Origin of the sequence: Nocardia sp. NPDC050412 (assembly GCF_044458825.1) — a bacterium.
Classification (GTDB): Bacteria; Actinomycetota; Actinomycetes; order Mycobacteriales; family Mycobacteriaceae; genus Nocardia.
In genome coordinates this window covers 1-22,586 of the sequence record NZ_JBITIJ010000028.1, presented here as the reverse complement: position 1 = coordinate 22,586, position 22,586 = coordinate 1, and the positions used below count along the sequence as shown (strand labels likewise).

At 65.8% G+C, this 22,586-nt stretch carries 22 protein-coding genes and 3 pseudogenes; 16 read left to right on the top strand and 9 right to left on the bottom strand.

Annotated features, from left to right (window positions below; all coding sequences use genetic code 11):
* Nucleotides 1-264: 264 nt before the first annotated feature.
* Together ACIBI6_RS40055 and ACIBI6_RS40050 are read right to left on the bottom strand one after the other, a co-directional pair.
* Nucleotides 265-405, bottom strand: a complete 141-nt coding sequence (locus ACIBI6_RS40055; RefSeq protein WP_364359958.1) for a hypothetical protein — start codon at nt 403-405, stop codon at nt 265-267.
* A 213-nt stretch (nt 406-618) separates the two neighbouring features.
* Nucleotides 619-837, bottom strand: a pseudogene (locus ACIBI6_RS40050) (transposase); the annotation flags it as partial.
* Between the two features lie 19 nt (nt 838-856).
* Between ACIBI6_RS40050 and ACIBI6_RS40045 the strand changes: the two are divergent.
* Nucleotides 857-1,660, top strand: coding sequence for an IS701 family transposase (locus ACIBI6_RS40045; protein WP_396960354.1), 804 nt, complete (start codon nt 857-859; stop codon nt 1,658-1,660).
* Complete coding sequence (locus tag ACIBI6_RS40040) at nt 1,657-1,821, top strand: hypothetical protein (RefSeq protein WP_328401500.1); 165 nt, start codon at nt 1,657-1,659, stop codon at nt 1,819-1,821. Before ACIBI6_RS40045 ends, ACIBI6_RS40040 begins: the two co-directional genes overlap by 4 nt.
* Nucleotides 1,822-2,018: 197 nt before the next feature.
* Here the strand turns inward: ACIBI6_RS40040 and ltrA are convergent, their stop codons facing one another.
* The 5 genes from ltrA to ACIBI6_RS40015 all read right to left on the bottom strand — a co-directional run bounded on the left by ltrA (nt 2,019) and on the right by ACIBI6_RS40015 (nt 8,849).
* Nucleotides 2,019-3,362 carry a group II intron reverse transcriptase/maturase gene (gene ltrA / locus ACIBI6_RS40035; protein WP_364360330.1) on the bottom strand — a complete coding sequence of 448 codons (1,344 nt, stop codon included), beginning with the start codon at nt 3,360-3,362 and terminating at the stop codon, nt 2,019-2,021.
* 911 nt (nt 3,363-4,273) lie between these two features.
* Complete coding sequence (locus ACIBI6_RS40030; RefSeq protein WP_329406719.1) at nt 4,274-4,510, bottom strand: hypothetical protein; 237 nt, start codon at nt 4,508-4,510, stop codon at nt 4,274-4,276.
* Nucleotides 4,511-4,561: 51 nt separating this feature from the next.
* Complete coding sequence (locus ACIBI6_RS40025) at nt 4,562-5,518, bottom strand: PDR/VanB family oxidoreductase (protein WP_329406716.1); 957 nt, start codon at nt 5,516-5,518, stop codon at nt 4,562-4,564.
* A gap of 291 nt (nt 5,519-5,809) precedes the next feature.
* Nucleotides 5,810-7,402, bottom strand: coding sequence for an acyl-CoA synthetase (locus ACIBI6_RS40020; RefSeq protein ID WP_364359257.1), 1,593 nt, complete (start codon nt 7,400-7,402; stop codon nt 5,810-5,812).
* A gap of 241 nt (nt 7,403-7,643) precedes the next feature.
* Complete coding sequence (locus tag ACIBI6_RS40015) at nt 7,644-8,849, bottom strand: cytochrome P450 (protein ID WP_364359254.1); 1,206 nt, start codon at nt 8,847-8,849, stop codon at nt 7,644-7,646.
* Nucleotides 8,850-9,446: 597 nt separating this feature from the next.
* Between ACIBI6_RS40015 and ACIBI6_RS40010 the strand changes: the two genes are divergently transcribed.
* From ACIBI6_RS40010 to ACIBI6_RS39975, 8 genes are read left to right on the top strand one after another with little or no spacing between them, the layout of a single operon-like run.
* On the top strand, nt 9,447-11,330 hold the full coding sequence (locus ACIBI6_RS40010; protein ID WP_364359251.1) for an FAD-dependent monooxygenase: 1,884 nt from the start codon (nt 9,447-9,449) through the stop codon (nt 11,328-11,330).
* 21 nt (nt 11,331-11,351) lie between these two features.
* Nucleotides 11,352-12,332: a hypothetical protein gene (locus tag ACIBI6_RS40005; protein WP_364359248.1), complete on the top strand. Its 981-nt coding sequence runs from the start codon at nt 11,352-11,354 to the stop codon at nt 12,330-12,332.
* Between the two features lie 15 nt (nt 12,333-12,347).
* Nucleotides 12,348-12,737, top strand: coding sequence for a RidA family protein (locus tag ACIBI6_RS40000; RefSeq protein ID WP_329406705.1), 390 nt, complete (start codon nt 12,348-12,350; stop codon nt 12,735-12,737).
* 5 nt (nt 12,738-12,742) lie between these two features.
* A complete protein-coding gene (locus ACIBI6_RS39995; RefSeq protein ID WP_364359244.1) occupies nt 12,743-13,753 on the top strand; it encodes an amidohydrolase family protein in 1,011 nt (336 codons plus the stop codon).
* The gene (locus tag ACIBI6_RS39990; RefSeq protein WP_364359241.1) at nt 13,750-14,415 is read left to right on the top strand and encodes a 4-carboxy-4-hydroxy-2-oxoadipate aldolase/oxaloacetate decarboxylase; all 666 of its coding nucleotides are present in this window, start codon (nt 13,750-13,752) and stop codon (nt 14,413-14,415) included. The genes ACIBI6_RS39995 and ACIBI6_RS39990 overlap by 4 nt, the downstream gene beginning before the upstream one ends.
* Nucleotides 14,402-15,073, top strand: a complete 672-nt coding sequence (locus ACIBI6_RS39985; protein WP_364359238.1) for an RraA family protein — start codon at nt 14,402-14,404, stop codon at nt 15,071-15,073. The genes ACIBI6_RS39990 and ACIBI6_RS39985 overlap by 14 nt, the downstream gene beginning before the upstream one ends.
* Nucleotides 15,070-15,681 carry an RraA family protein gene (locus tag ACIBI6_RS39980; protein ID WP_329406697.1) on the top strand — a complete coding sequence of 204 codons (612 nt, stop codon included), beginning with the start codon at nt 15,070-15,072 and terminating at the stop codon, nt 15,679-15,681. The genes ACIBI6_RS39985 and ACIBI6_RS39980 overlap by 4 nt, the downstream gene beginning before the upstream one ends.
* Before the next feature lie 47 nt (nt 15,682-15,728).
* The gene (locus ACIBI6_RS39975) at nt 15,729-16,463 is read left to right on the top strand and encodes a GntR family transcriptional regulator (protein WP_364359233.1); all 735 of its coding nucleotides are present in this window, start codon (nt 15,729-15,731) and stop codon (nt 16,461-16,463) included.
* An 82-nt stretch (nt 16,464-16,545) separates the two neighbouring features.
* Here the strand turns inward: ACIBI6_RS39975 and ACIBI6_RS39970 are convergent, their stop codons facing one another.
* A complete protein-coding gene (locus tag ACIBI6_RS39970) occupies nt 16,546-16,998 on the bottom strand; it encodes an AraC family transcriptional regulator (protein ID WP_329406691.1) in 453 nt (150 codons plus the stop codon).
* Nucleotides 16,999-17,119: 121 nt separating this feature from the next.
* Between ACIBI6_RS39970 and ACIBI6_RS39965 the strand changes: the two genes are divergently transcribed.
* The 4 genes and pseudogenes from ACIBI6_RS39965 (at nt 17,120) to ACIBI6_RS39950 (ending at nt 20,509) form a co-directional block, all read left to right on the top strand.
* On the top strand, nt 17,120-18,055 hold the full coding sequence (locus ACIBI6_RS39965; protein ID WP_396960346.1) for an SDR family oxidoreductase: 936 nt from the start codon (nt 17,120-17,122) through the stop codon (nt 18,053-18,055).
* A 43-nt stretch (nt 18,056-18,098) separates the two neighbouring features.
* A complete protein-coding gene (locus tag ACIBI6_RS39960; RefSeq protein ID WP_396960344.1) occupies nt 18,099-18,428 on the top strand; it encodes a hypothetical protein in 330 nt (109 codons plus the stop codon).
* A 44-nt stretch (nt 18,429-18,472) separates the two neighbouring features.
* Nucleotides 18,473-18,844 (top strand): helix-turn-helix domain-containing protein, encoded by a 372-nt coding sequence (locus ACIBI6_RS39955; RefSeq protein WP_329406684.1) that lies wholly within the window; start codon nt 18,473-18,475, stop codon nt 18,842-18,844.
* Nucleotides 18,845-18,870: 26 nt separating this feature from the next.
* Nucleotides 18,871-20,509, top strand: a pseudogene (locus ACIBI6_RS39950) (IS1634 family transposase).
* Nucleotides 20,510-20,748: 239 nt separating this feature from the next.
* On the opposite strand, the gene surE reads toward ACIBI6_RS39950, so the two are convergent.
* A complete protein-coding gene (gene surE, locus ACIBI6_RS39945; RefSeq protein ID WP_329406681.1) occupies nt 20,749-21,525 on the bottom strand; it encodes a 5'/3'-nucleotidase SurE in 777 nt (258 codons plus the stop codon).
* 29 nt (nt 21,526-21,554) lie between these two features.
* On the opposite strand from surE, the gene ACIBI6_RS39940 reads away from it, so the two are divergent.
* Nucleotides 21,555-22,100 carry a hypothetical protein gene (locus tag ACIBI6_RS39940; protein WP_396960341.1) on the top strand — a complete coding sequence of 182 codons (546 nt, stop codon included), beginning with the start codon at nt 21,555-21,557 and terminating at the stop codon, nt 22,098-22,100.
* Nucleotides 22,101-22,161: 61 nt separating this feature from the next.
* Nucleotides 22,162-22,586, top strand: a pseudogene (locus ACIBI6_RS39935) (hypothetical protein); the annotation flags it as partial.

Genomic DNA, 22,586 nt, shown 5'->3' with positions numbered 1-22,586 from the left:
GTCAGTGCCGGACGTCACCTGACGTGCAGGTGGGCTTGTGGGTTCCCAGTACACCATCGCACGACGGCGCTCGATAGCCGCGCAGTAGTGCCTCGCGAAGAGCCGAGGTGCGCACCCTGAGCCAAGCGCGGCTTCGACTCCCACCAGACGCACTGTGAACTCGCCGTACTGCCAGGCCACCTGATTTCTCCGACAGATCTCCGTCCTCCCGGTACCAGACGGCAACGCCAACTCCTCACGCCCCACCCGAGCCCGCTCGGCCCGCTACCGCGCGGCATCCGCCTCCGCCTGAGCCTGCTCCAAAACCTCCGTCCAGGACACTCCAGATCCCGCCTCGTCCTCGACGACGATCAGGAGCTCCTGCTCGAGCAGCACGACGTCGTCGTTCAGGGAGCGGGCCGCCACGCCTGGCGCAACAGGAGTGATCGCCCGGCCACCCTCGCGGCCGTGCCTCGTCGGAGCAGAACGAGACGTCGCTTAGTACTGCAACTGCACTCGCGTGGTTCGTTCCTGGTAGACCTGTTGCGTGGTGTTGGATCGTGCTGTGGCCGAACTGGATTCGTTGATGGCGAGGATCGGGGAACGGTTCACCCGCGCTGAGCCGCGGGGGCGGGCGGTGCCCTTCTTCAGGAAACCGGTCTCATCACCGGCCAGCACGGCGGCTGGGTCGCCGAGGTGTTCGACCACGTAGTCGCGCACGTCGTCACGCACCCCGTCGACATCCCAGTCGGCGGCGCGCAGCAGCCGCTGCATCCCATCCGGAGTGCTCTCACCAGCGCGTTCCGCCAACGTCCACCCGTTCTTGCGTTCCAGGCCCGCGACCAGCCCCGACACATACTCAACCAGATCCGCTGGTGTGCAACGGCAGTACTCCGGAACGGCCGGGCGTACGGAGAATTGTCAGATCGGTGTGTTTCTGGCGTATGCGTCCTCCCGCGGGCACGCCCTGATCGACCGGGAGCTCTACGTCCCGCAGTCGTGGACCTGCGATCGTGAGCGGTGCCGTGACGCTGGGATTCCCGACGAGGTCGAGTTCGCGACAAAGCCGCGGCAGATGATCGCCATGCTGGAGCGCGCGCTGGCGGCGAAGGTACCGTTCGCGTGGTTCACCGCCGACGAAGCCTACGGTCAGGCCGGCTACCTGCGGGCTTGGTGCGAAGACCACGACGTGTTCTACGTGATGGCCACCCGCTGCGACCACCAGTTGACCACACGCGCCGACCGCATCGCCCGCGCCGACGAGCTGGTCACGGAGTTCGGCGACCGCACCTGGCAACGGTTGTCGGTCGGTGCCGGCGCGCACGGCCCCCGCGAATACGACTGGGCACGCCGCCAGATCGACGGCACATGGAAGACCGGACGCGGGCACTGGCTGCTGGCGCGCCGCTCGATCAGCGACCCCACCGAGATCGCCTACTACATCTGCTATGGCCCGGCCACCGCGCGGCTGGTCGATCTGGCCTGGACCGCCGGGTCACGCTGGCACGTGGAAGAAGCGTTTCAGCAGGCCAAAGGCGAGGCCGGGCTGGATCACTACCAGGCCCGCAAATGGCGCGCCTGGTATGCCCACATCACCCTGTCGATGCTCGCCCTGGCCTGGCTCGCCGCCACGAAAACCCTTGCTGCAAAGGGGGACTCGCCGCCAGCGAAGAAGGCATGATCGCTCTCACGCTACCGGAGATCCGCCGCTTACTCATCGCGTTCGTGCTCACCCCACTACACGCCGCCGACCACATCTGGGCCTGGTCACGCTGGCGACGACGCCGACAACACCAAGCCCGTCTGTCGCACTACCGGCGACGCGGCCACCCACTCACCTGAGTGGGTTGGGTCGGGAACTGGCGCGGTGTCGTGAGCGGTTGTAGGTGTGGAAGCCACTGTGACCGAACGGTTTTCCCGCTTGATCGTTCTTCTGCCCCACCATGACCGGCCATTCGATCCGTTTCCAGCTCCCGCCCGTCAAACCGTGCATGCGGTTCTCCCGCACACGGCTTACCGACGTTCTTCACCGGCGGCATTCAACCCTTCCAGGTCCGAAAGGGCCTGGGCGGCACGACGATTCCATCGAGGCTGATCAGCCCGAGGTGGTCCGGCGACGCCAGCACCTGGGCCATGCCCCATCCCCATGCGTGTCGCCGGTTGCCCCGCTTGGACAACAGCAACGCCAGACGCGAGAGGGCATAGTTTCTGATCTGACCGAACAGCAGAGCCGAGTTCCCATAACGGAAGTATCCGGCCCATCCCCGCAGGAACAGGTTCAGCTCTCCCACGATGTGTTCGGTCGGCAGCAGCATCCGGTGCCGGGCCGTGATCGACCGGATCCGGTCCCGAGCATGCTGCACCGCCTTGCGTGAGGGCCAACGAGCAAGGAACACCAGATGCGCCGACCGGGGAGTCCACCCGCGCACCAGCCGATTGTGGAAGCCCAGGAAGTCCACTCCCTTGCCGCCCTCGACCAGATGCACGATCCGGGTCTTGGACTCCTTGACCTCGAGCCCGAGCTCACCCAGCAGAACTACCAGCCGCGCAAGCGCGGCCTCGGCCTGCCGACGCGATCGGCACATCACCACCAGGTCATCGCAGTATCGGACCAGCACTCCGTGCGCATTCGTGTCCCATGCCCGGTCGAGCCGGTGCAGATACACGTTGCACAACAACGGCGAAAGCGGTCCGCCTTGCGCGGCTCCGGTCACCTCACGGCGCACCGAACCGCCGGCCATCACTCCCGCGCGCAACACCGCGCGCAGCAGCTTCAGCATGCCCTGGTCACTGACGCGTTCCTCGACCGCTGCCATCAGCTTCTCGTGCCCAATCGCCGAGAAGCAGTTGGCGATATCAGTTTCCACCACCCATCGGTTGCCTCGCCAGGACTCGTCGACGAGCACCTGCAGCGCATCGTGTGTCGACCGCTTCGGGCGGAACCCGAAACTGCACGGCAGGAACTGCGCCTCGAAGATCGGCTCGAGCACGATCTTCACCGCAGCCTGCACCACACGATCACCAACCACAGGAATCGACAACGGCCGCTTCTCACTAGACCCCGACTTGGGGATGAGCACCCGACGCGCGGGCAACGGCCGCCACCGCTCGTTCTGCAAGTCCTCGGCCAGCTCGTCGAGGAATCTCTCGACACCGTAGTCCTCGATCTGCCCCAGGGTGGTCTCATCGACACCCGGCGCACCATTGTTGCGGCGCACCGCCACCCACGCACGCCACAGGACGTCTCTGCGATAGACCTTGTCCCGCAACGCATGAAACCGTCGTCCCGGATCAGCCTTGGCCGACCGGTAAAGCGTGTGCTGCAAGGCTCGAACCGGGTCCAACGACCCCACAGCGGTGGAATTAGCCTGACCGGCACTCACCGGGCCCATCCTTTCCAGACACAACGCGTGAACGAAGCAGCGGCCCTTCCCTCACCGGCGGTTATGTTGTCCGCCCGGCTCGATCGGTACTACGACCGCCTCCGACTCCCTCCCGGCACCCGATCCACTTCCCGGCTCCACACCGGTTATAGGACAAGCCTTTCCACACAATTCGCAGTGCATTTCGGCCGGGGAGGGCCTCCCCAGTTCCCGCCGTCACCTTCTGAACGTTCCGCGCCCTCTACGCCGGGGAGTCCTTCACGGCTGCGCATCCAGGCTCTTCACCGCTTCCATGGCCTTCACCGTGAACAGCCCGGCTCGGCTCTCCCTCAATGTCTAACGACGCGGCAGGCTTCGCTTCCGCTACGGACCGCTCAGTCGCTTCCCCTACAAGGGCTTTCGACGCTGGGCTTCGACCCGACCCGTTTCCAGACCGAGCCGCCAGCCTGCTACCGGGCCTCCTGGCAGCTACCCGGACCGGACTCACACCGGCAGGCGACGACGAGCTTCCGACACAGGTCATGACCGCAAAACGATCACCTCCTGATCTCTGGGCGCACCAGTTGCAGTACTAACCCCTGTGTGGTTAGCACTGGTGTGTCAATGGCCAGCCAGGATTTCATGGCCGCTGACACTGGTGTCCGGAGGGGGTATCGACCAGTACGCCAACCTCCTACGACACCGAAAACTGCTGGTCATCGGCAAATAGCGATGGCGTGACGGTTCTGGTCCGGTTGCCGCAGGTTCGTGCCCCGGGCGGGGCGTATCGAACATGGGAACTGGATGAACTGCGGTTTTCGGGTGGGCGCCCTGAAGTTCCTCCGCCCACCCCGCTGAACCGCCGCGAGACTCGCTAGACCGTGCCATCATCGACTGTGCGGGGAGTAGATGTGGGGCGACTCGGTAGATTCTCACGATGAGCGGCAAGCTCGGACCGTCGTAATACGTAGTAGCAGCAAAGATTTCAGCGCGTGCAGAGCGCGCAGTGGACGGGCGCTGCCGCGGCGGCTTACGCCGAGGAGCATCGGGTGAGACAGACCACGGCCTTGTGGATCGGATGGCTGGTCCTCGGCCAGCACCTGCTGCCCGATCGCGAACGCAACGTTGGCGGCGGGCACACCGGCGTAGGCCCCGATGTGCAGCAGCATCTCCGCACTCGGGGTCGCTGGGGTTGGCGAGCACGTGATGGGATCACGGTGTCATAGGTCGAGGACGAGTCGGGGACAGGCGGCACGTGAGACGCAGATGAGCATGGTGTCGTTGGCGGCCTTCTCCTCGTCGGTGAGCAAGGAATCACGGTGGTCGACGGTTCCTGCGAGAACGCGGGTTTCGCACGTTCCGCACGTTCCTTCCTGGCAGGACGAGAGTACCTGGACGCCGACGTCCTCGATGACGTCGAGGATCGAGCGGTCGGGCGGGACAGTCAAAATTGTCCCGGTGGTGGCGAGTTCGACCTCGAAGGAACTGGAGAGAACAGGCGCACCCTGCTCCCTGGGTGTGAACCGCTCCACGTGCAATGCTCCACGCGGCCATGTGGAGCAGCGCTGCTCGACTGCGTCGAGCAGCGATCCTGGGCCGCAACAGTAAACGAGCGTATCTTCGTCCGGGTCGGCGAGCAGGGCATCGAGGTCGAGCAAGCCGCCCTCGTCCTGGGGATGGATCGTCACGCGGTCACCATAGGTGGCGAGTTCGTCGAGGAACGCCATCGATTCGCGCGCGCGGCCGCCGTAGGTGAGTGTCCACTCGACACCGGCAGTGGTCACGGCTGCCAGCATCGGCAGGATCGGGGTGATTCCGATGCCCCCGGCGATGAACCGGTAGCGGCGCGCGGGCTCGAGCGCGAAGTGGTTGCGCGGACCGCGTACCCGCACGGTATCGCCGAGATCGAGCTTGTCATGGATATAGGCCGAGCCGCCGCGCCCATCGGGTTCTCGGAGTACGGCGACCCGCCAGTGCGTCCTGTCGGCGATGTCGCCGCAGAGGGAGTACTGGCGTGTCGTCTTGTCAGGCAGCACGAGGTCTATGTGGGCACCTGGCGCCCATGCCGACAGGTCGCGGCGCGCGGGGTGCTCGAGGATGAGCGTGACGACCTCGTTTGCGGCCTCACGGCGATCCGCGACGACGAGCGCTAACTCGGCTCGAGAGGGGGTGTTCACGATGCGATTCCTTGGTGGCTGCGATGCGAAACTGGCGAGCGGCGTCCGCGGCTGAGTACCGAGCCGACCCAGTCCAGCATGGACCGGTATGACTGCGTGGAGTTCGATTCCAGAGCTGGGTAGTGCCCCGATCCCGTCAGGATGTACCTGGTGAGAGTCCGCTTGTGGATGAAGTTTGGGTCTCGGGGTTGTCTACGCAGGGGCTGGGAAAGTTCCTTGTGCGGCGGTTGACCAGTGCGCATCGCGAGCACCTGCAGCGCTACGGCCACAGGCATTCGGGTTGAGCGGAACCTATCGGGTGTCATGATGGCCCTTGGCCAGTCCCGCATAGGCGGTCCTCAGATCTTTCTTGAGGATCTTGCCGCTGGGGTTCTTGGGCAGCTGCTCCACGAGCACCACGTATTTCGGTCGCTTGTAGCCTGCCAGGAGTTTGCGCGCGTGGGCGTCGACCCGGTCAACGGTGAGTGTGCTACCGGGTTTGGGGACGATCACCGCGGTGACGGCTTCGATCCATCGAGGGTGGTTGATTCCGAAAACGGCGACCTCGGCGACACCGTCAAGCTGGTAGATGGCCTCCTCGACCTCGCGAGACGCGACGTTCTCGCCGCCGGTTTTGATCATGTCCTTCTTACGGTCCACAACGGACAGATAGCCGTCCTCGGTTATGAGGCCCAGATCGCCTGAGTGGAACCAGCCACCGCGAAAGGCCTCGGCGGTTCTGGCCTCGTCGCGGTAGTAGCCGAGCGCGGCGTGCGGGCTGCGGTGGACGATCTCCCCGATCTCACCGGGCGGCACCGGGTTACCACCGTCGTCGACGACCATTGTCTCGACGTTGATTGCGGCCTTGCCGGCACTGCCCGCACGCTCCAACTGCTCATGCGGGCGAAGGATCGTGGCGACCGGCGCCATCTCCGTCTGGCCGTAGAAATTCCACAGACGAACTTCGGGCAGGCGCTCTCGCAGCTCCCGCAGTACCTCCACCGGCATGGGGGAGGCGCCGTAGTAGCCCTTGCGCAGGCTGGACAGATCCGTCGAGTCGAAGTCGGGATGACGTAGCAGGGAGATCCAGACCGTCGGTGGGCAGAACAGCTTTGTTGCCTTTTCCCGCTCGATGGTCGCCAGCAGCGCGGCCGGTTCCGGCCCAGGCAGGATGATGCTGGTGGCGCCGAGATAGACGTCGACGGAGAAGAAACAGTCCAACTGGGCACAGTGGTACATCGGCAGCGCATGCACTTCGATGTCGTCGGCGCTCATCCCGCCGTCGATGGCGCAGGACACATACTGGGCGATCAGCGAGCGGCTGGACAGCATGACGCCTTTGGGCCGGGATTCGGTGCCGGAGGTGTACATGAGCCGCAGCGGATCGTCGTCGGCGACCAGGACTTCGACCGGGGCCGGGTCGCCGGTGTCGATCCAGCTATCGATGTTCTCCCACTCGCCGGTCGCTGCTGTCGGGGACAACCCGATCCAGCCACGGATTCCGCCGGTGAGGCCCGCAGCAGCGATAGCCTTCTCCGCGATCGGGGCGAGGGTGTCTTCGGTGACCAGGCCGCTCGCTCCGGAGTGGGACAGAATATAGGCCACTTCCTCCGCGCCGAGCATGAAGTTGATGGGCACGAGCACTGCGCCGAGGCGAGCGGTCGCGAAGGCCAGCACTACGTAGTGCCGGCAGTTGTGCGACAGCAACGCCAATCGGTCGCCCTTGCCCAGCCCGCGGTCGGCCAACGCGTGCGCACACCGGGTTACGCTCGCGTCGAACTCCGCGTACGTCATGGATCGCTCCCCGTCGATGACGGCGACTTTGGCCGGATAACGCGACGCGGTCCGGCGCAACAGATCGCCCACGGAGTGCTGGCGGGCCTGGGTAACGGCGTCGCTGGTCATCGGGATTCCTTCCTGGAGGTGGAGATAACGTGCTGACGATGGGGAGTCCGCGGAGGCCGTGTCGGTGCGCATCACGTCGGCGAGCTCGGCGGGCAGGGACCGGAACGGCCACTTGTCCGACCATGAGTTGGTACGCGCGTTCAGGTCCGTCACGGCATCTCCGCCCGGGCCATGGGCTACGGGATATGGGCGGCGGGCCAGTGGCTGAATGGAGGATTCGTAACTGATGGCACACGGCACTTCAGGCCGGCGTGAGGTGCACCGGGATTCGTTCCCAGGACCGGAGGGTGTTGTTCAGCCGTCGGGTCGGTGTCCCGGCGAGTTCAACCGCGCCGACTTTCGTCGCAAGTGCCGACAGCACGGCCTCGCCCTCCATCCGCGCTAGGTGTTGCCCCACACACTGGTGCATGCCCATACCGAAACCGACGTGGCCGGAGACTCGCCGGTTCAGGTCGTAGCGGTGCGGTTGGTCGAATCGGCGAGGGTCGCGGTTGGCCGCGGCGAGTTGGAGCAGCACCTTCGCATCAGCCGGTACTGTGACGCCGGCGATGTCGGTGTCGGACACCGCTGTGCGGTAGAAGGTTTGGACAGGTGACTCGAACCGGATCGCCTCCTCGAACGCCATACGTGCGCGCGTCGGCTCCTGCTTGAGTAGCTGCCACTGCTCCGGATTGGTGGCCAGGCAGTGGATCGCCGCCGCGATAGCTGCGACGGTCGTGTCAACACCCGCGGTGAGCAGCGAGCGGACGAGCAGGGGCGCCTCGTCTTCGGGAAGCTCGCCGCGGTCGACGGCATCCCAGATCTGCGCGCCGAGCCCACCTGGCCGCAAAGTCTCCCTGCGGGTTTGTTGTGTGATGGCTGCTATGGCCTCGGGTGCTTTTGCCATCGCGTTGGCAAACAGGTCGTTCTCGGGTCCGCCGCTGTTGAAGACGAGGTCGCCGTAGACGAGCAGGTGTGGCCGGACCTGCTCACCGAGTCCGACTGCTGCCGGGAACACGGTCAGCGGGAACGCCTCGGCCAGTTCTGCTACCGCGTCGACGGTCCCACGCTCGAGGAGTTCGTCGACCATTCGGTTCGCAGCTATCGTGAAGTCCTCCTGCAAGTTCCGCAATGCTCGCTGGGACAGGATCTTGTTGACCACCGCGCGGCGCGGCGTGTGGGCGGGCGGATCGGCCTCGATCAGCACACTCGGTGTGCGCCAGTACTGACCGCTTCTCAGGTCCCCGAGTCCGACTCCTGCACTGGATATCAGATCCTGCCACTGCCGCAGGCCGGCGTGCACCTGGTCGAACCTGCCGCACGCATAGACTCCGTATCGGGGAAGCCACACCAACGGCCCCGCCTCACGGAGCCGCTCATGGAACTCGTGCGGCTCACGAAGAACATCGTGGTCGTACGGGTCGATGTCGAGTGTCGGTACGTCATCCATCCGGAAGCTGGTTTTCATCATGACTCCTCGGCCGATTCCGTATTGGTCGGCGCAGTTCGTTCTTCGGGATCTTGCCGCTGGGGTGTCGAGGATCAGTCGGCGAAGACCGCGTACTCGGCCGGTGGTAGCCGGCGGGTACGCGAAACGGCCGAGCACGCTGGGCCATCGGCTCCGGCGGCGGACTGGAGAGTTCGGTCGGATCCTCCTCTGCGGGAGAGGCTCGTCGGAATCAGGGGTCGCGACCATGCCGTGCCGGAGGACACCGCGGAACTCGATCGTCGCGCCGAGATCTCTCGGCAGCGCGACGTAGCGCGGTTTGGGGAGTCTCGTACGAATGGCGACATCGCCATCTACCCCTCCTCGGGTTGGGGACGGGCCGCACCGAGGGGCCGCCCGACTCATCTGGTGATTCAAGTCACCGATATTGGAAGACAATATTGGAGCCAATTGGACGAGTCAAGAGTTGATCGATTCGGTCCGGCTCGCCTCTGCTGGCGGATTATCCGGGTAGATGGGCAAATTTGTTTTCGTCGACCTCTTGCGCAGATAGTCTCTAGGCGGCATATTGGCTACCAATCTTGCCTATGAATATGCAGCTGTCACCGGAGGATGCAGATGAACCAACCCGTGGCGCAGGGTGGCGCCGACCTCGACGTCCCGGTCCTGATCGTCGGCGGAGGCCCGGCCGGGCTCACGGCCGCGCTGGAGCTGGCCAGACGCGGGATTGATGGTCTACTGGTGGAGCGGCGCGCCTTCACGGCCCACTTTCCGCGGGCCCACTTGCTCAACGTTCGTACGATGGAGACATTCCATGACGTGGGAGTGGCCGAGCAGGTCTACCAGGAGTCGCCGCCCGAGGATCAATGGCACAAGTGCGCCTGGTACACCTCGCTCGCCGGCCCAAGCCCCTTGCACGGCCGCAAGGTCGGCGAGGTCCCGGCATGGGGCGGTGGAAAGGACGCGGCTCGTTACGCCGCCGCGAGCCCACGGAGGTTCGCGAATCTGCCCCAGTTGCGGCTCGACATGATCCTCGCCGACCATGCTGCGCGCGCCTGGCCGGGGCAAGTCCGATCGCAGCAGGAACTCATCGGCTTGGACCTCGACGACACCGGCGCGACGGCGACGGTCGTCGACCGTGACAGCGGCCGCTCGTACCGGGTCCGCGCCCGTTTCGTGATCGCCGCCGACGGTGGGCGGACGTGTGCGGGGCTGCTGGGTGTCGGGGTCACCGGGCCGCGGGCTCTCCTGGATGTCGTCAGCGTGTACTTCGCCGCCGACCTCTCCTCCTACGCCGACCCGGAGGCGCTGCTCACCTACTTCGTCTCACCGTCCGGTCAGGGGAGTTTCGCCGGGGCGCTGCTGGCGCTCGGCCCGGGCCGGTGGGGTGCGCAGTCGCCGGAATGGTCGCTGAGCATGACGTACCGCATCGGCGACCCGACGGCGCACGACACGGACGCGATCCTCCGGCAGGCACGGGGCATCCTCGGCCTTCCCGACCTGGATATCGACGTGCACGCGATCAGTCACTGGCAGTTCGAGGGTGTGGTCGCCGACCGTTTCCGGGTCGGCCCGGTGTTCCTGGTCGGCGATGCCGCGCACCGCCATCCCCCTACCGGGGGCCTGGGATTGAACACCGCGATCGGTGACGTGACGAATCTGGCGTGGAAGGTCGCGGCGGTCCTGAAGGGTGAGGCCGACGAGACGCTGCTGGACAGCTACGAGAGCGAACGGATGCCGGTCGCGGCTCGGAACGTGGAGCACTCGCTGCGCAACGCGGGACGGCACGCGCCGGTGGCCGCCGCACTGGGCCTGGTGAAGGGGCAGTCGGAAGAGGAAGGCTGGGCGCAGATCGCTGTATGGGCCGCCGATACGCCTGAGGGTGCGCGGCGGCGAGTCGCCGCGGAGTCGGCGGTGGCGCATAACGCGGAGGACTACGGCCAGCTCAATATCGAAGCCGGGTTCGCCTACGAGGCTGGTGCTGTCATCCCCGACGGCACGCCGCCACCCCCTGGGCACGATTCCGCGACCGAGTTCCACCCGACGGCGAGGCCGGGGCACCACATTCCGCATGTCTGGCTGGACCGAGATGGTCAGCGAGTCTCCACATCGGATCTCGTGGCGCCCGAGGGGATGACACTGTTCGTCGATGTGGCGCACGCGGCGGCTTGGCGGCGTGCGGCCGAGACCGTCGACGGGGTCCGGCTCACCCTCGTCGAGGTGGGCGGCGCACTGGCCGACCCGTCGGGGGCGTGGACGTCCGTGCGCGGCACCGCCCCAGACGGGGCCCTGCTCGTGCGCCCGGATCGGCACGTCGCATGGCGCGTCGCGACGGTTCCCGCCGATCCCGCCACCGAGCTGGCCGCCGCTCTGCGGCTACTGGTACGCCCCGTGTCGGCCCTGGTAGGAGTCCGTCGCGACCTGGCCGGGATCACCGATGCCGGTGAGGCACTTCGAGTGGGGTCCGCACATGATCCGCGCTTGTTCACTGTCCTCGAATGAGGCCTATCAGGAGGAATTTCCATGGCAGAAATCGTTTTCGGTGCGGCGACTTCACACAGTCCGCTGCTGGCCGTGCCACCGAATATGTGGGCCGAGCGCGCAGATCAGGATCGCGCGAACCCCGAACTCTACGATGCCTCGGGGGTCATCCGGAGCTTCGATGACCTCGCGGCCGCAGCCGGGGACCGGTTCGCATTCAGTGGCACACCCGCCGTCTGGGAGGAGAACTGGCGGCGTTGTGAGGCGGCGCTCGAGAGGTTGCGGGCGGATTTCCGCCGCGTCGCCCCGGACGTCGTCCTGATCGTCGGCGACGACCAGCGTGAGCTGTTCACCGAAACCAACCAGCCGGCCATGGCGATCTCCGCGGCCGCGACGATGACAACCGGAGTGCTCGACGACCACGACTCGGAATTCCTCCAGGAGGCGGCCCGTAGCTACCTGATGGACGCCGAGTTCACCTTCGCCGGGCATGCGGCGCTGGCGGAGGATCTGGTCCGGGGTTTGATGACCGAGGGCTTCGATATCGGCTGGATGGCCGCCGCGCCGCCCGGAACCGGCTTCGGTCATGCCTACGGCTTTCCGATTCACAAGTTCCTGCAACCGGACCCCATTCCGGTGATTCCCTTCATGCTCAACACCTACTACCCGCCCAACCAGCCGAGCCCCAAGCGATGCTTCGAACTCGGGCGTGCTGTGCGTGCGGCTGCCGCGGCGTCACCGATCGATACCCGGATCGCCGTTCTCGCCTCCGGTGGCATGAGTCACTTCGTCGTGAACGAAGACCTGGATCGGCGGGTACTCGACGCGATCACGAACAAGGACAGCGAGGCGCTGTGCGGGTTACCGGCCGCTCTGCTCAACAGCGGTTCCTCCGAGATCCGGAACTGGATCACCGTGGCCGGCGCCATGGAGGGCCGGGCAGTCGACTGGTCCGAGTACGTGCCCATCGTGCGGTCGGCCGCTGGAACCGGCTGCGGCATGGGCTTTCTGAGCTGGCACTAGAAGGAGAGACATAACGTGGCGCGACATTCGATCGAGGTACCCGGCCTGCATCACGGTGGTCTGCCGATCCCGCAGGCCTGCATGGTAGGCAATCTGCTGGCCTCCAGCGGGATCTCTCCGCTCGACCCGGCGACCGGAGCGGTGCCGGATGACACCGAGGCGCAGGTGCAGCTGGTGTTCGCGAACGCCCGCCGAATCCTCGAGGCCGCCGGCGGCGGCCCGGAGGACATGGCCAAGTGCACGGTCTTCGTGCGCGACAAGGCAATTCGCCCTGTCATCGACAAGTACTGGATCGAGATGTTTCCCGACGAGGCGAGCAGGCCGGCCCGGCACACACTGCGGATCGACCTGGCCGAGCCGCTGCAGATCCAACTCGAGATCCTCGCCCTGCTGAACAAAGGCTGACACCTATGATCATCGACGCACACGCCCATCTCGTCGCCCCGGACGGGCTCTACGCCTACCGAGCGGCCCTGATCGCTGACGGCGGCTACCATGCCGGCCAGCCCAAGATCCCCGACGACGTGCTGGCGCAGACGGCCGCGGGCAATGTGGCCGTGATGGATTCGGTAGGGACCGACCTGCAGCTCCTGTCGCCCCGCCCCTTCCATCTCGGCAGCTCGATGCAGCCGGATCGGCTGGTGGACCCGTGGGTCCGCGCGAACAACGACACCATCGCCCGGACCGTCGCCCTGTACCCGGACCGGTTCGCTGGAGTCGGCGCGCTTCCACTCGTACCGGACCGCTCCGTGGATGTCGCCTTCGCCGAGCTCGACCGCGTGGTGGACCTGGGCTTCGTCGGCGTGCTGATCAACCCCGATCTGCACGAGGGCCGTGGCACTACACCGACACTCGGGGACCGGTACTGGTATGGGTTGTACGAGAAGCTCGTTGAGCGCGACCTCCCCATGCACATCCATTCCGCGGGTTGCTACAGCGAGCGCGAGACATACAGCGAGCATTTCGTCACCGAGGAATCCATCGCGATCCTGTCCATGCTGCGCAGCTCAGTCTTCGCCGACTTTCCTTCGCTGCGTGTGATGATTTCCCATGGCGGCGGCTCCGTGCCGTACCAGATCGGGCGCTGGCAGGCCGAGGTCCTGCACCCGGCGCTGGGCGGCAGCCCCGAGTCGGAGCGGTTCGAGACCTCGTTGCGCAGATTCTGGTTCGACAGCGTGCTGCACCACCCACCGTCGCTGGAGTTGCTGTTGCGCACCGTCGGTGCCGATCGTGTGCTGTTCGGGACCGAGAAGCCGGGCAGCGGCAGCGCCCCCAACCCGGACACGGGCCGCGACTTCGACGACATCAAACCCGTCATCGAGGGCTTCGGATTCCTTTCGGACACCGATCGCAGCGCGATATTCGAGGGCAACGCGCGGCTGGTGTTCCCCGCCCTGAAGAACGTGGCGGGTCGCCCATGAACAACCTGGTGAAACGACTCCGCGCGTTGGATACCTGCGCCGTGTCCGACGCTCTGGACCGGCACGGTCTCACCGGCGTTGTCCACGGGGTGCGGTCGCTCGCCGCCGACCGGCCCCTGGCGGGCCGGGCGGTCACCGTCCTGCTGGGCCCGCCACCCGCTCATCACGCCGGATCGCCGCGGCGACATCTCGGAACCGCCGCCGTCGACGCTTCCGGCCCGGATGAGGTCGTCGTGGTTGCCCACCAGGGGCGGATCGACTGCGCGGGCTGGGGTGGCCTGTTGTCACGTGCCGCCGCAGTACGTGGCGTCGAGGGCGTAGTGGTCGATGGGGCGGCCCGCGACCTGACCGAGGCGAGCGAGGTGGGATTGCCGGTGTTCGCGCATGCCGCTTCCCCCGTCACCGCCCGGGGGCGGGCAGTCGAGCTGGCCTGGGGCGAGCCGGTCGAGATTGGCGGAGTACCCGTCGCCCCCGGTGACCTGGTCCTCGGTGATACCGGCGGCGTAGTGATAGTCCCGGCGGACCGGGCGCAGGACGTGCTGGCCACTGCGGAGCGGATCGCGGCCACAGAGTCGGCTATGGCCACCGCGATCCAGGCGGGGACACCGGTGTCCACCGTGATGGGCACGAGATACGAGGAGCTGACCGATGGGGACCGCTGAGCAGACGCTGAAAACCCGGTTGGCCGCATTGTCGACCTCCGCGGTCTCCGACGCACTGGATCGCCTCGGCATCGCCGGTCAGGCGCTGGGCATCGTGCCCCTCGACCGGTCGTTCCGGCTGGTCGGGCACGCCTGGACGGTACGATACGGGCCCGTCGGGCAGGATCGTGGCACGGTCGGTGACTATATCGACGACCTCGGCCCAGACGATGTCGTCGTGCTCGACAACCAGGGTCGCCTCGACGCCACCGTGTGGGGTGACTTGCTGACGGCAACTGCCCATAGCCGGGGCGTCGCCGGAACGGTTATCGACGGTGTCTGCCGTGACGTGGACCGCAGCCTCACGCTCGGCTACCCGCTCTTCTCCCGGGGCAATTGGATGCGCACCGGCAAGGATCGCGTCCGTGTCGAAGCCACTCGGGTGGCGGTGTCCGTCGGCGGTGTCCGCGTCGAGCCGGGTGACCTGCTGCTCGGCGACGGTGACGGATTGGTGGCGATCCCCGTCGCCCGTGCCGAGGAGGTGCTGGCGGCAGCGGAGGAGATCGAGCGCGCGGAAGACGGCATTCGCCGGGCCGTCGAGGCCGGAGCATCACTGCGGGAAGCTCGCCGTGCCCATGGCTATCACGACCTGCAGTACCTGACGGGGCGGACGTCATGACACCGATCGGCGGGAGCGGTCCCGAGTTGACTTCGGCCACCGTGCACGAGGCGGCCGACCGTATCGGTGCGTTGCCGTCGGTGATCAAGCCGTTGTCACCGGACATGCACCTAGAGGCACCGGCGTTTCCCGTCCGGGTGCCACCGGGGGACAACCTCTGGCTGCACCGCGCGGTGTACGCGGCCCGCCGTGGTGAGGTGCTGGTCGTCGACACGGGTGGCGGCCTCGAGTACGGCTACTGGGGTGAGATCCTGGCCGAGGCCGCGATCGCCCGCGGGCTCGCGGGCCTGGTGATCAATGGCGGTGTCCGCGACTCCCGGCGGCTCATCGAGCTCGGCTGGCCTGTCTTCGCTGAACGCCTCTGCGTCCGTGGGACCGCGAAGAACCCTCGCGGCGACGGCGAACTGGGCGAACCCGTCCAGTTGGGCGACGTCATCGTCGGTCTCGGCGACCTCGTCGTCGCCGACGCCGACGGAGTCGTGTGCATTCCGGCGGCGAGTGCCGACGACATCAGGACCAGGTCCATCGAGCGCGAACGAACCGAGACCGAGTACATCCAGCGGCTGCGTGATGGCGAGACCACCGTAGCGATCTACGGTCTGCCATGAGCTCTCGTCCGTCAGTGGGGAAGCCTACCGCTGCTATAGTGCGAGCGGTGACGCACAGCGAGCAGGGGCCGGGCACGCCGAGGAAGGTGGTTACGATCGCGTCCGCGTCCAGTGTCGAGAACCGGAGCGTCGCGAGCGTGATCAACCGGTTACGGGACATGATCATCAATCGCGCCCTCCTTCCGGGGCAGCAGATCCGCCAGGAGGAAATGGCACGCGTGCTGGGGATCAGCCGGGTGCCGCTGCGGGAAGCGCTCCGGGTGCTCACAACAGAAGGCTTGTTGGTACATCGGCCGCACCAGGGCTATTTCGTCACGAGGCTGAACGCCGAGGAGCTCGGTCAGATCGGCAATATGCTCGCGTTCCTGGAGACGGAGCTGATCCGGACGGTTCGCTGGCCCACCGACGACGAGGTGGCGCTGTTGCGGGGCATCAACCGCGAGATCGCCATGGCCGCAGTGGCGCGTGATATCTCGGCGGTCAACCGGCTCAACGGGGCCCTGCACCGCGAGATCTTCCGGCTGTCACCGATGGGGGTGTATCTCGCTGAGGCGGAGAAGTTTTGGACCATGTCCGAGCCGTACCGCCTGCTGCACGTAGCCACCACGGATGCCGCGATCGCCACCGATGAACACGATCAGCTCATTGACGCACTCGCTGCTCGAGACCGGGCCCTGTGCCTGCGGATCCTCGCGCGCCACAGGCGGGAGACTCATGAGGCCGCGCTCACCATGCTCGCCGGCGACATCGGGTCCGGCGCAGAGTTCGGTGCTGGACAGTAGCGAGCTTCGGGCTGTCGCCGACCACTGGACATCATCGATGGGCGGGCGGACCACCGGTGCAAAGCATCGGCGGCCAGGCTGCTCACCGGTGACGTTTGTGATATTCGCGTGGGGTACTACCGAGATGATCGGCGAAAGCGCGTCGGAAGGCAGCCTCGCTGATGTACCCGACAGTAGCCGCGACACGGGCGACGGCCATGTCGGTCGTGGCGAGGAGTTTCGCGGCGGTCGCCATTCGCCATCGGATGAGATAGGAGTGCGGGGTTTCGCCGACCACCTCGGCGAACCGGGCGGCGAAGGCCGATCGTGACAGGCCGCAGGCCGACGCGAGCGAAGCGACCGACCAGGAATGCCCGGGGTCGGCATGGATCAGGGTGATGGCGGGAGCGATCAGCGGGTCGGCCAGTGCTCGAAAGCCGGGTGGGCCGGTGATGTTGCGGGTCTGCAGCCGGAGCGCGAGGATCAGAAGGATCGTCGACGTCGCCTTTCGTCGGGACCGTATTCCGATATTTCTCCGAAAGCACCTGGCGTGCAAGGGGATCAGTGCTGCGCACAGTTGCGCGGACCCAACGTGCTCGACTTCCGCGCGGCAAGGCCGGCGCCGAGGTGGGCCGGAGGCCGCTGATCATGTTCGAAAGTCGAGTAGAGGAGAATAGGTGTCCTACAATCGCAAGCCGGTCCCCAGCAGCGTCCTGATCTTCGGCGCGAGCGGCCATATCGGCGGGCCGCTCGCCCGCTTCATGGCGCGGGAGGCACCGATGATCCGCCTGCGCCTCGCCTCGAGCGATACGGCAAGGGCTGCCACGCTTCAGGCGCAGTTCCCGCGAGCCGAGGTCGTGCAGGCGGACTATACCGATCCCGCATCGCTCGAGGCGGCGGTGCGCGACATAGAGGGAATTTTCGTCCTGACGCCGAGCGGTACGGACGAAGGGCCGGCGATGACGAGTCTCGTCGAGGCATGCCGATCGTCCCGTGTCAGCCCGCATGTGATACGCCTGGTCGGGATGCAGCCGGAAGCTGACCCGCGTCGCATCCCGCGATCCCTGCGCGATCACGGATTGGGCCTGCCGATCCAGCACCCGATCGCAAAGGCGGTGCTCAGCGACAGCGGCCTTCCGGTCACCTTCCTCAACAGCGGCGCCACATTCATCGACAATTTCCGGTGGATGGCGAACGGATTGCGCGATCGACGGACGCTCGTATGGCCCGATCGGCTGATCCCTTATATCGATCCATCCGACATAGCCGAAGTGGCCGCACGCCTGTTCCTGTCGGACAATCAGCGCCACATCGGACAATTCCACACGATGAATAACGGACAGGATATCCTCCGGTTCGGTGAGGTTGCCGAATTGATGTCCGAAGTCTGGTGTGAGCCGATCACCTATGACGGAAGCAGGGCCGGATTCTTTGCAGAGTATGCCGCAATGGGGGAAGTCCGACTCGCTTATCTGTGGGAATTCTTCCAGTACGAGCAGGACAACGAAGTCGTATGGGCGCGCAACGACTTCGTCGAACGGACGATCGGACGCCGGCCCACGAGCGTTCGGGAATGGCTCTCGGCCCATCGGGACGATCTGCTCGGCCCCTGACGGAACCGCGCGCCAGGGCCGCTACCTGGAGATCACCGAGAACATGCGGGTCGAGGAAGTCCGTGTCTCGGTGCCGGAACGGTTCGTGATCTGCCACAACCCCGAAGCCGCCGATCGCGACCGGCTCACCGGCGAACGCTTCGTTGCCCAGCTGGATGAACTGATCGCCAGCTCGGATTCGCTGACCGACTTCGAACGCGAGGAGCTGCGCGGGAAGATCTCCGGCATGCCCGGCCTGGCGCGGTTACTGCGCGTCACACCGGCTGGGAAGCTGCGCGGCGACCAGCCGAGATCAAGGCAGAAACCTGCTGAGCTGCTCAGATCCGAAGCTGTCGGCCGAGGACATCGCGGTCGGCTACAAGCAGTTATTTAAATATTGAACCGAAACTTCTTGGTTGCCTTGGTCGTTGAGGGTGTGTGAGTGATGTGGACCTGCGGCGGTTGTCGCCTGCGGCGCAGGAGGTGGTGCGGTTGCGGGTGGTGGCTGCGCTGGAGTCGGGGTGGGTGAGCGGCTACCGCGAGGCCGCCGAGATGTTCGGTGTTTCGCAGCGGTCGGTGGGTACGTGGTGGCGTAAATACCAGGCCGGTGCGCGGGAATCGCTTGCCGCCCCGGTGAAGTCGCGTACCGGTCGGGGCGAGGCGATCGGTGCCGAAGACCGCGCGGTGCTGTTTCAGGCGATGGCCGACTACACCCCCGAAGAGCTGCTCCTGAGTTGGGACACCTTTCTCGAGAATTTGGGTCGGCGATCGCGTGACCTGCTGATTCTCTTCCTGGTGGGTGCTGGTTGACACACTAACCGGGTAAGGTCGCCTCCGTGTTCGTGCGGAAAGTGCGGACGGCGTCGGGTGCGGTGGCGGTCCAGCTCGGGCGCCGGTCCGGTGGCCGCGATGTGGTTGTGCAGCACCTCGGTTCGGCGCATACCGACGCCGAGCTCGGTGTTCTGCTGGCGCGCGCGGAAGACATCATCGCTGCTGGTCAGCAGACCCTGGACTTCGAGGTCCCGACGCCGGTCGCGCGGATCGACGAGGTCGCGGACTGGACGGCCGGCATGCTGGGACCGCGCCCGAAATCACCGGTCGCTTGCGTCGAGTCGGGGCGGACAACCGGGACCAGTTCCAGACTGCTGTATGACGCGTTGGGTTTGGTGTTCGATGGGCTCGGGTTCGGTGTCGTCAGCGATCCGGTGTTCGGCGGACTTGGTGATCGCCCGGATCGTCGAGCCGACCTCGAAAGCCGACGCCGCGAGAGTCTTGACGGATCTGGGTGCAGATCCGGTGTCCTACAAGACAATTCAACGCCGCCTTGCCAAGGTCCAGACTGGCGGGTATCGGGACCTGATCGCCGGGAAGTGCTTGGCCCACGCCGCTGGCAGTGGCGGGTTGGGTCTGCTGCTCTACGACGTGACGACCCTGTATTTCGAGGCCGAGAAAGAAGACGGCCTGCGGAAAGTGGGGTACTCGAAGGAGCGGCGGGTTGATCCGCAGATCGTGGTCGGGTTGCTGGTGGACAGGTTCGGGTTTCCCCTCGAGATCGCCTGTTTCGAGGGGAACCGAGCCGAAACGACCACGATCTTGCCGGTGATCGAGGCATTCCGCACCCGCCACGGCCTCGCCGATACCCCGATGGTGATCGCCGCCGACGCCGGGAGGCTGTCGGTGGGCAACCTGACCGAGCTCGACACGGCCGGGATGTCGTTCATCGTCGGCTCACGCACCCTGAAGGCGCCCGGTGATCTGGCGTCGCATTTCCATTGGCACGGAGACCTTTTCCACGACCGGCAGATCATCGACACTGTCTCCCCGCGCCATTCCAACACCCACGTCAACGACCGCAAGAAACGTGCCGAACCGGTCTGGTCCCCCGACAACACGCGGGCTTGGCGGGCTATCTGGCACTACTCGGCGGCCCGGGCGAAACGCGACACGATCACGCTCAACGCCCAGGAAGCCAAAGCCCGGGCCGTGGTCGCCGGCGACAAGGCTGTGAAGGCAACGCGATTCGTGAAAATCGCAGGCAAGGACCGGGCTCTCGACGACAAGGCGTTGCAGCGGGCGCGGTCGCTGGTCGGGTTGAAAGGCTACGTCACCAACGTCGCGGTCGGGGTGATGCCGGCCGCGGAAGTGATGGCGAAATATCACGAGCTTTGGCATGTGGAGCAGTCTTTTCGCATGTCGAAGACTGATCTGCAGGCGCGGCCGATGTTCCACCGGACCCGGGATGCGATCGAGGCCCACCTGACCATCGTGTTCACCGCGCTCGCGGTCGCCCGCCGGGTCCAGGCCCTCACGGGCCTGTCCATCGCGAACGCGGTCAAGCAACTGCGGCCGTTGCGGTCGGCGACGATCACGATCAACGGCACCAGCCAAACGTTCCCACCCGACATTCCCGCAGCTCGAGCCGAAATACTCGCCGCCATCGACGGCGGGACCGACACACTAAGCCAAATGTCCTAACTCAGGTTCGAGGCCTGTTTTCTCGGCGACGGCCAGCAGTGCGGTGGTGCCGGCGTGAGAGACGAGACCGGTTCCTTGCCCGTCAACTTTCAGCGACGGGTACGACAACGTAGACTTGGCCACCAGAAAGGTGCTTCCTGTTCCTGCGATTCGATCCTAGACAAGTCGAATTGTCGCAGGTAGGGGCGCCTTTCTTCAATTCCGGTGCGGAGCACCGGAATTGCCGTGACCGATCGAGGCTAGAGCGCCAAATGTTCTTCGGCACGCCCAACGAGGCCCTGGGCCCAATCGGCGAGTTCGAACGACGCGTCCAGACCGTGTTCGTAATCGACCGGGCTAACGCTGACGAGCCCCTCCTGCAGCGCGGCGAAGTCGGTACCGCCAGCTGTCTCGAAGGGCGCCGCCTGTCCCTCGGAGCTGCCGTACACCAGATAGTAGGTCGACGGGCCGTGCTCCCCCAGCGGCTCGAGCGAATTGCGTTGGTAGAAGCGCTTTCCCAGCCGGGTGACAGCGATACCCGATGGCACCACCGCCGGGACGTTGACGTTCACGACCGTGCGTGTCGCCGCCGACTTGTCGAGTAGCGCGCGAGCGACTGCGACACCATAGCGAGCGGACTGCTCGAACCCGACTGTGGGTACCCCGACGGGGTCGAGGATGTTGAAATGATCGACAAGAGACTGCTGCGACACCGCCATGGCAGCCACGTCGAACAGCGCCGCCTCGACTGCAGCCCCTACAGTGCCCGAATTGTAGATGTCGTCACCAACATTGGCACCATGGTTGATGCCTGAAATCACCAGGTCGGCATCCGCCACCAAACCGCCGCCCAGGGCTATACGCACACAATCGACTGGCGTGCCCGCAACCGAGTACACCTTGCCCCCCTCGGACTCGATCAATGCTGCGCGGATGGGGTTCTTGTAGGTTGCTGCCCGGGATATTCCACTCTGATTGGCAGATGGCGCCACGACGACGACATTCAAGCCCGCAGCAATCAGAGCGGCACGCAGCATTGCGATTGAATCGCCTGTAAGTGTTGGAGATGGCTGGCCCGGGGCTGGCTGACAGGATCGGTGTTCGTCGCGACGAAGCGCGCAATCGCCTGGCCGAGGCGATGCGAGATCATCGGGAACAGATCGGCTACGGACGGATCACCCGAACAACCAAGCTGATCGACCTGGCCGCGGAACTACTGCTCGAGCTGAGCAACGACGACGCCTACACCGAGGGCAACATCGAGGATTATCGCCGCGAGGTCTATGTGTCCAGGGATCGCCGCGCCAACCGGGCAACGATCAAGATCGAGAACTCGGTCGGGAACCTGCAGGTATGGCAGGCCACTTCCGGGGAGATCGACCGGCACCTCAAACGGCTGGTCGCGCTCGGGCTGCGACGGAAGGCCAAGCAGCACAAGATCATTCTGCGGGCAATGATGCAGATCGCAGTCCGTCACGGCGCACTGGAGACAAACCCTGTGGATGGGGTCGGCGCCTTCGTGCGCCGTCGGAACCCGGCCCGAGGCCAAGGTACAAGACCACACCGCGCTGCCGCAGTTCCGAGCCCAGGTACGGGCGTGGGCACGCGGTGAGGCCATCCCCGGCACACCCGCCTATACGCGCGGACCGGCGCGGGATTGGACGGTGGTCTGAGTGGTGGATGTGATCACCGGAACCGGGATGCGCCCGCACGAGGTGTTCGCGCTACTGCTCGATGACATAGACCTCGATGCCAGCGACCCCTACCTCGATGTCACTGGCACCCTAGTGGAAGTCAAGGGTGCCGGTGCGGGCGGCTGGGTGCGAAAACCCGCACCGAAGTCCGACAACGGATGGCGGCGGATCCTATTGCCCGAGCACACCGTCGAAGCCGTGCGCGAGGCGATCAAGGACCTCGAGGTCACCGATTGCCCCAACCCTGACCGGCTGTTGTTTCCTGCGCGCAACGGGTCGGTGCGCAACCCCAACAACTTCGGCCGCATCTGGCGCGCCGCACGCGGCAGCGAATTCGCCTGGGTGACCCCTCGCACCTTCCGCAAAGGCGTGGCCACCGCGGTCGATCACGCTTCCGGAGATCC

What these genes read in the sequence shown, in the direction of transcription:
- ACIBI6_RS39980 (WP_329406697.1), top strand. Translation starts at nt 15,070, where the DNA reads ATGACACCGATCGGCGGGAGCGGTCCCGAGTTGACTTCGGCCACCGTG.
- ACIBI6_RS40010 (WP_364359251.1), top strand. Translation starts at nt 9,447, where the DNA reads ATGAACCAACCCGTGGCGCAGGGTGGCGCCGACCTCGACGTCCCGGTC.
- ACIBI6_RS40020 (WP_364359257.1), bottom strand. Translation starts at nt 7,402, where the DNA reads ATGACCAGCGACGCCGTTACCCAGGCCCGCCAGCACTCCGTGGGCGAT.
- ACIBI6_RS39960 (WP_396960344.1), top strand. Translation starts at nt 18,099, where the DNA reads ATGCGGGTCGAGGAAGTCCGTGTCTCGGTGCCGGAACGGTTCGTGATC.
- ACIBI6_RS40040 (WP_328401500.1), top strand. Translation starts at nt 1,657, where the DNA reads ATGATCGCTCTCACGCTACCGGAGATCCGCCGCTTACTCATCGCGTTC.
- ACIBI6_RS40030 (WP_329406719.1), bottom strand. Translation starts at nt 4,510, where the DNA reads ATGCTGCTGCACATCGGGGCCTACGCCGGTGTGCCCGCCGCCAACGTT.
- ACIBI6_RS39940 (WP_396960341.1), top strand. Translation starts at nt 21,555, where the DNA reads ATGGCTGGCCCGGGGCTGGCTGACAGGATCGGTGTTCGTCGCGACGAA.
- ACIBI6_RS40015 (WP_364359254.1), bottom strand. Translation starts at nt 8,849, where the DNA reads ATGAAAACCAGCTTCCGGATGGATGACGTACCGACACTCGACATCGAC.
- ACIBI6_RS39995 (WP_364359244.1), top strand. Translation starts at nt 12,743, where the DNA reads ATGATCATCGACGCACACGCCCATCTCGTCGCCCCGGACGGGCTCTAC.
- ACIBI6_RS39990 (WP_364359241.1), top strand. Translation starts at nt 13,750, where the DNA reads ATGAACAACCTGGTGAAACGACTCCGCGCGTTGGATACCTGCGCCGTG.
- ACIBI6_RS39985 (WP_364359238.1), top strand. Translation starts at nt 14,402, where the DNA reads ATGGGGACCGCTGAGCAGACGCTGAAAACCCGGTTGGCCGCATTGTCG.
- surE (WP_329406681.1), bottom strand. Translation starts at nt 21,525, where the DNA reads ATGCTGCGTGCCGCTCTGATTGCTGCGGGCTTGAATGTCGTCGTCGTG.
- ACIBI6_RS40005 (WP_364359248.1), top strand. Translation starts at nt 11,352, where the DNA reads ATGGCAGAAATCGTTTTCGGTGCGGCGACTTCACACAGTCCGCTGCTG.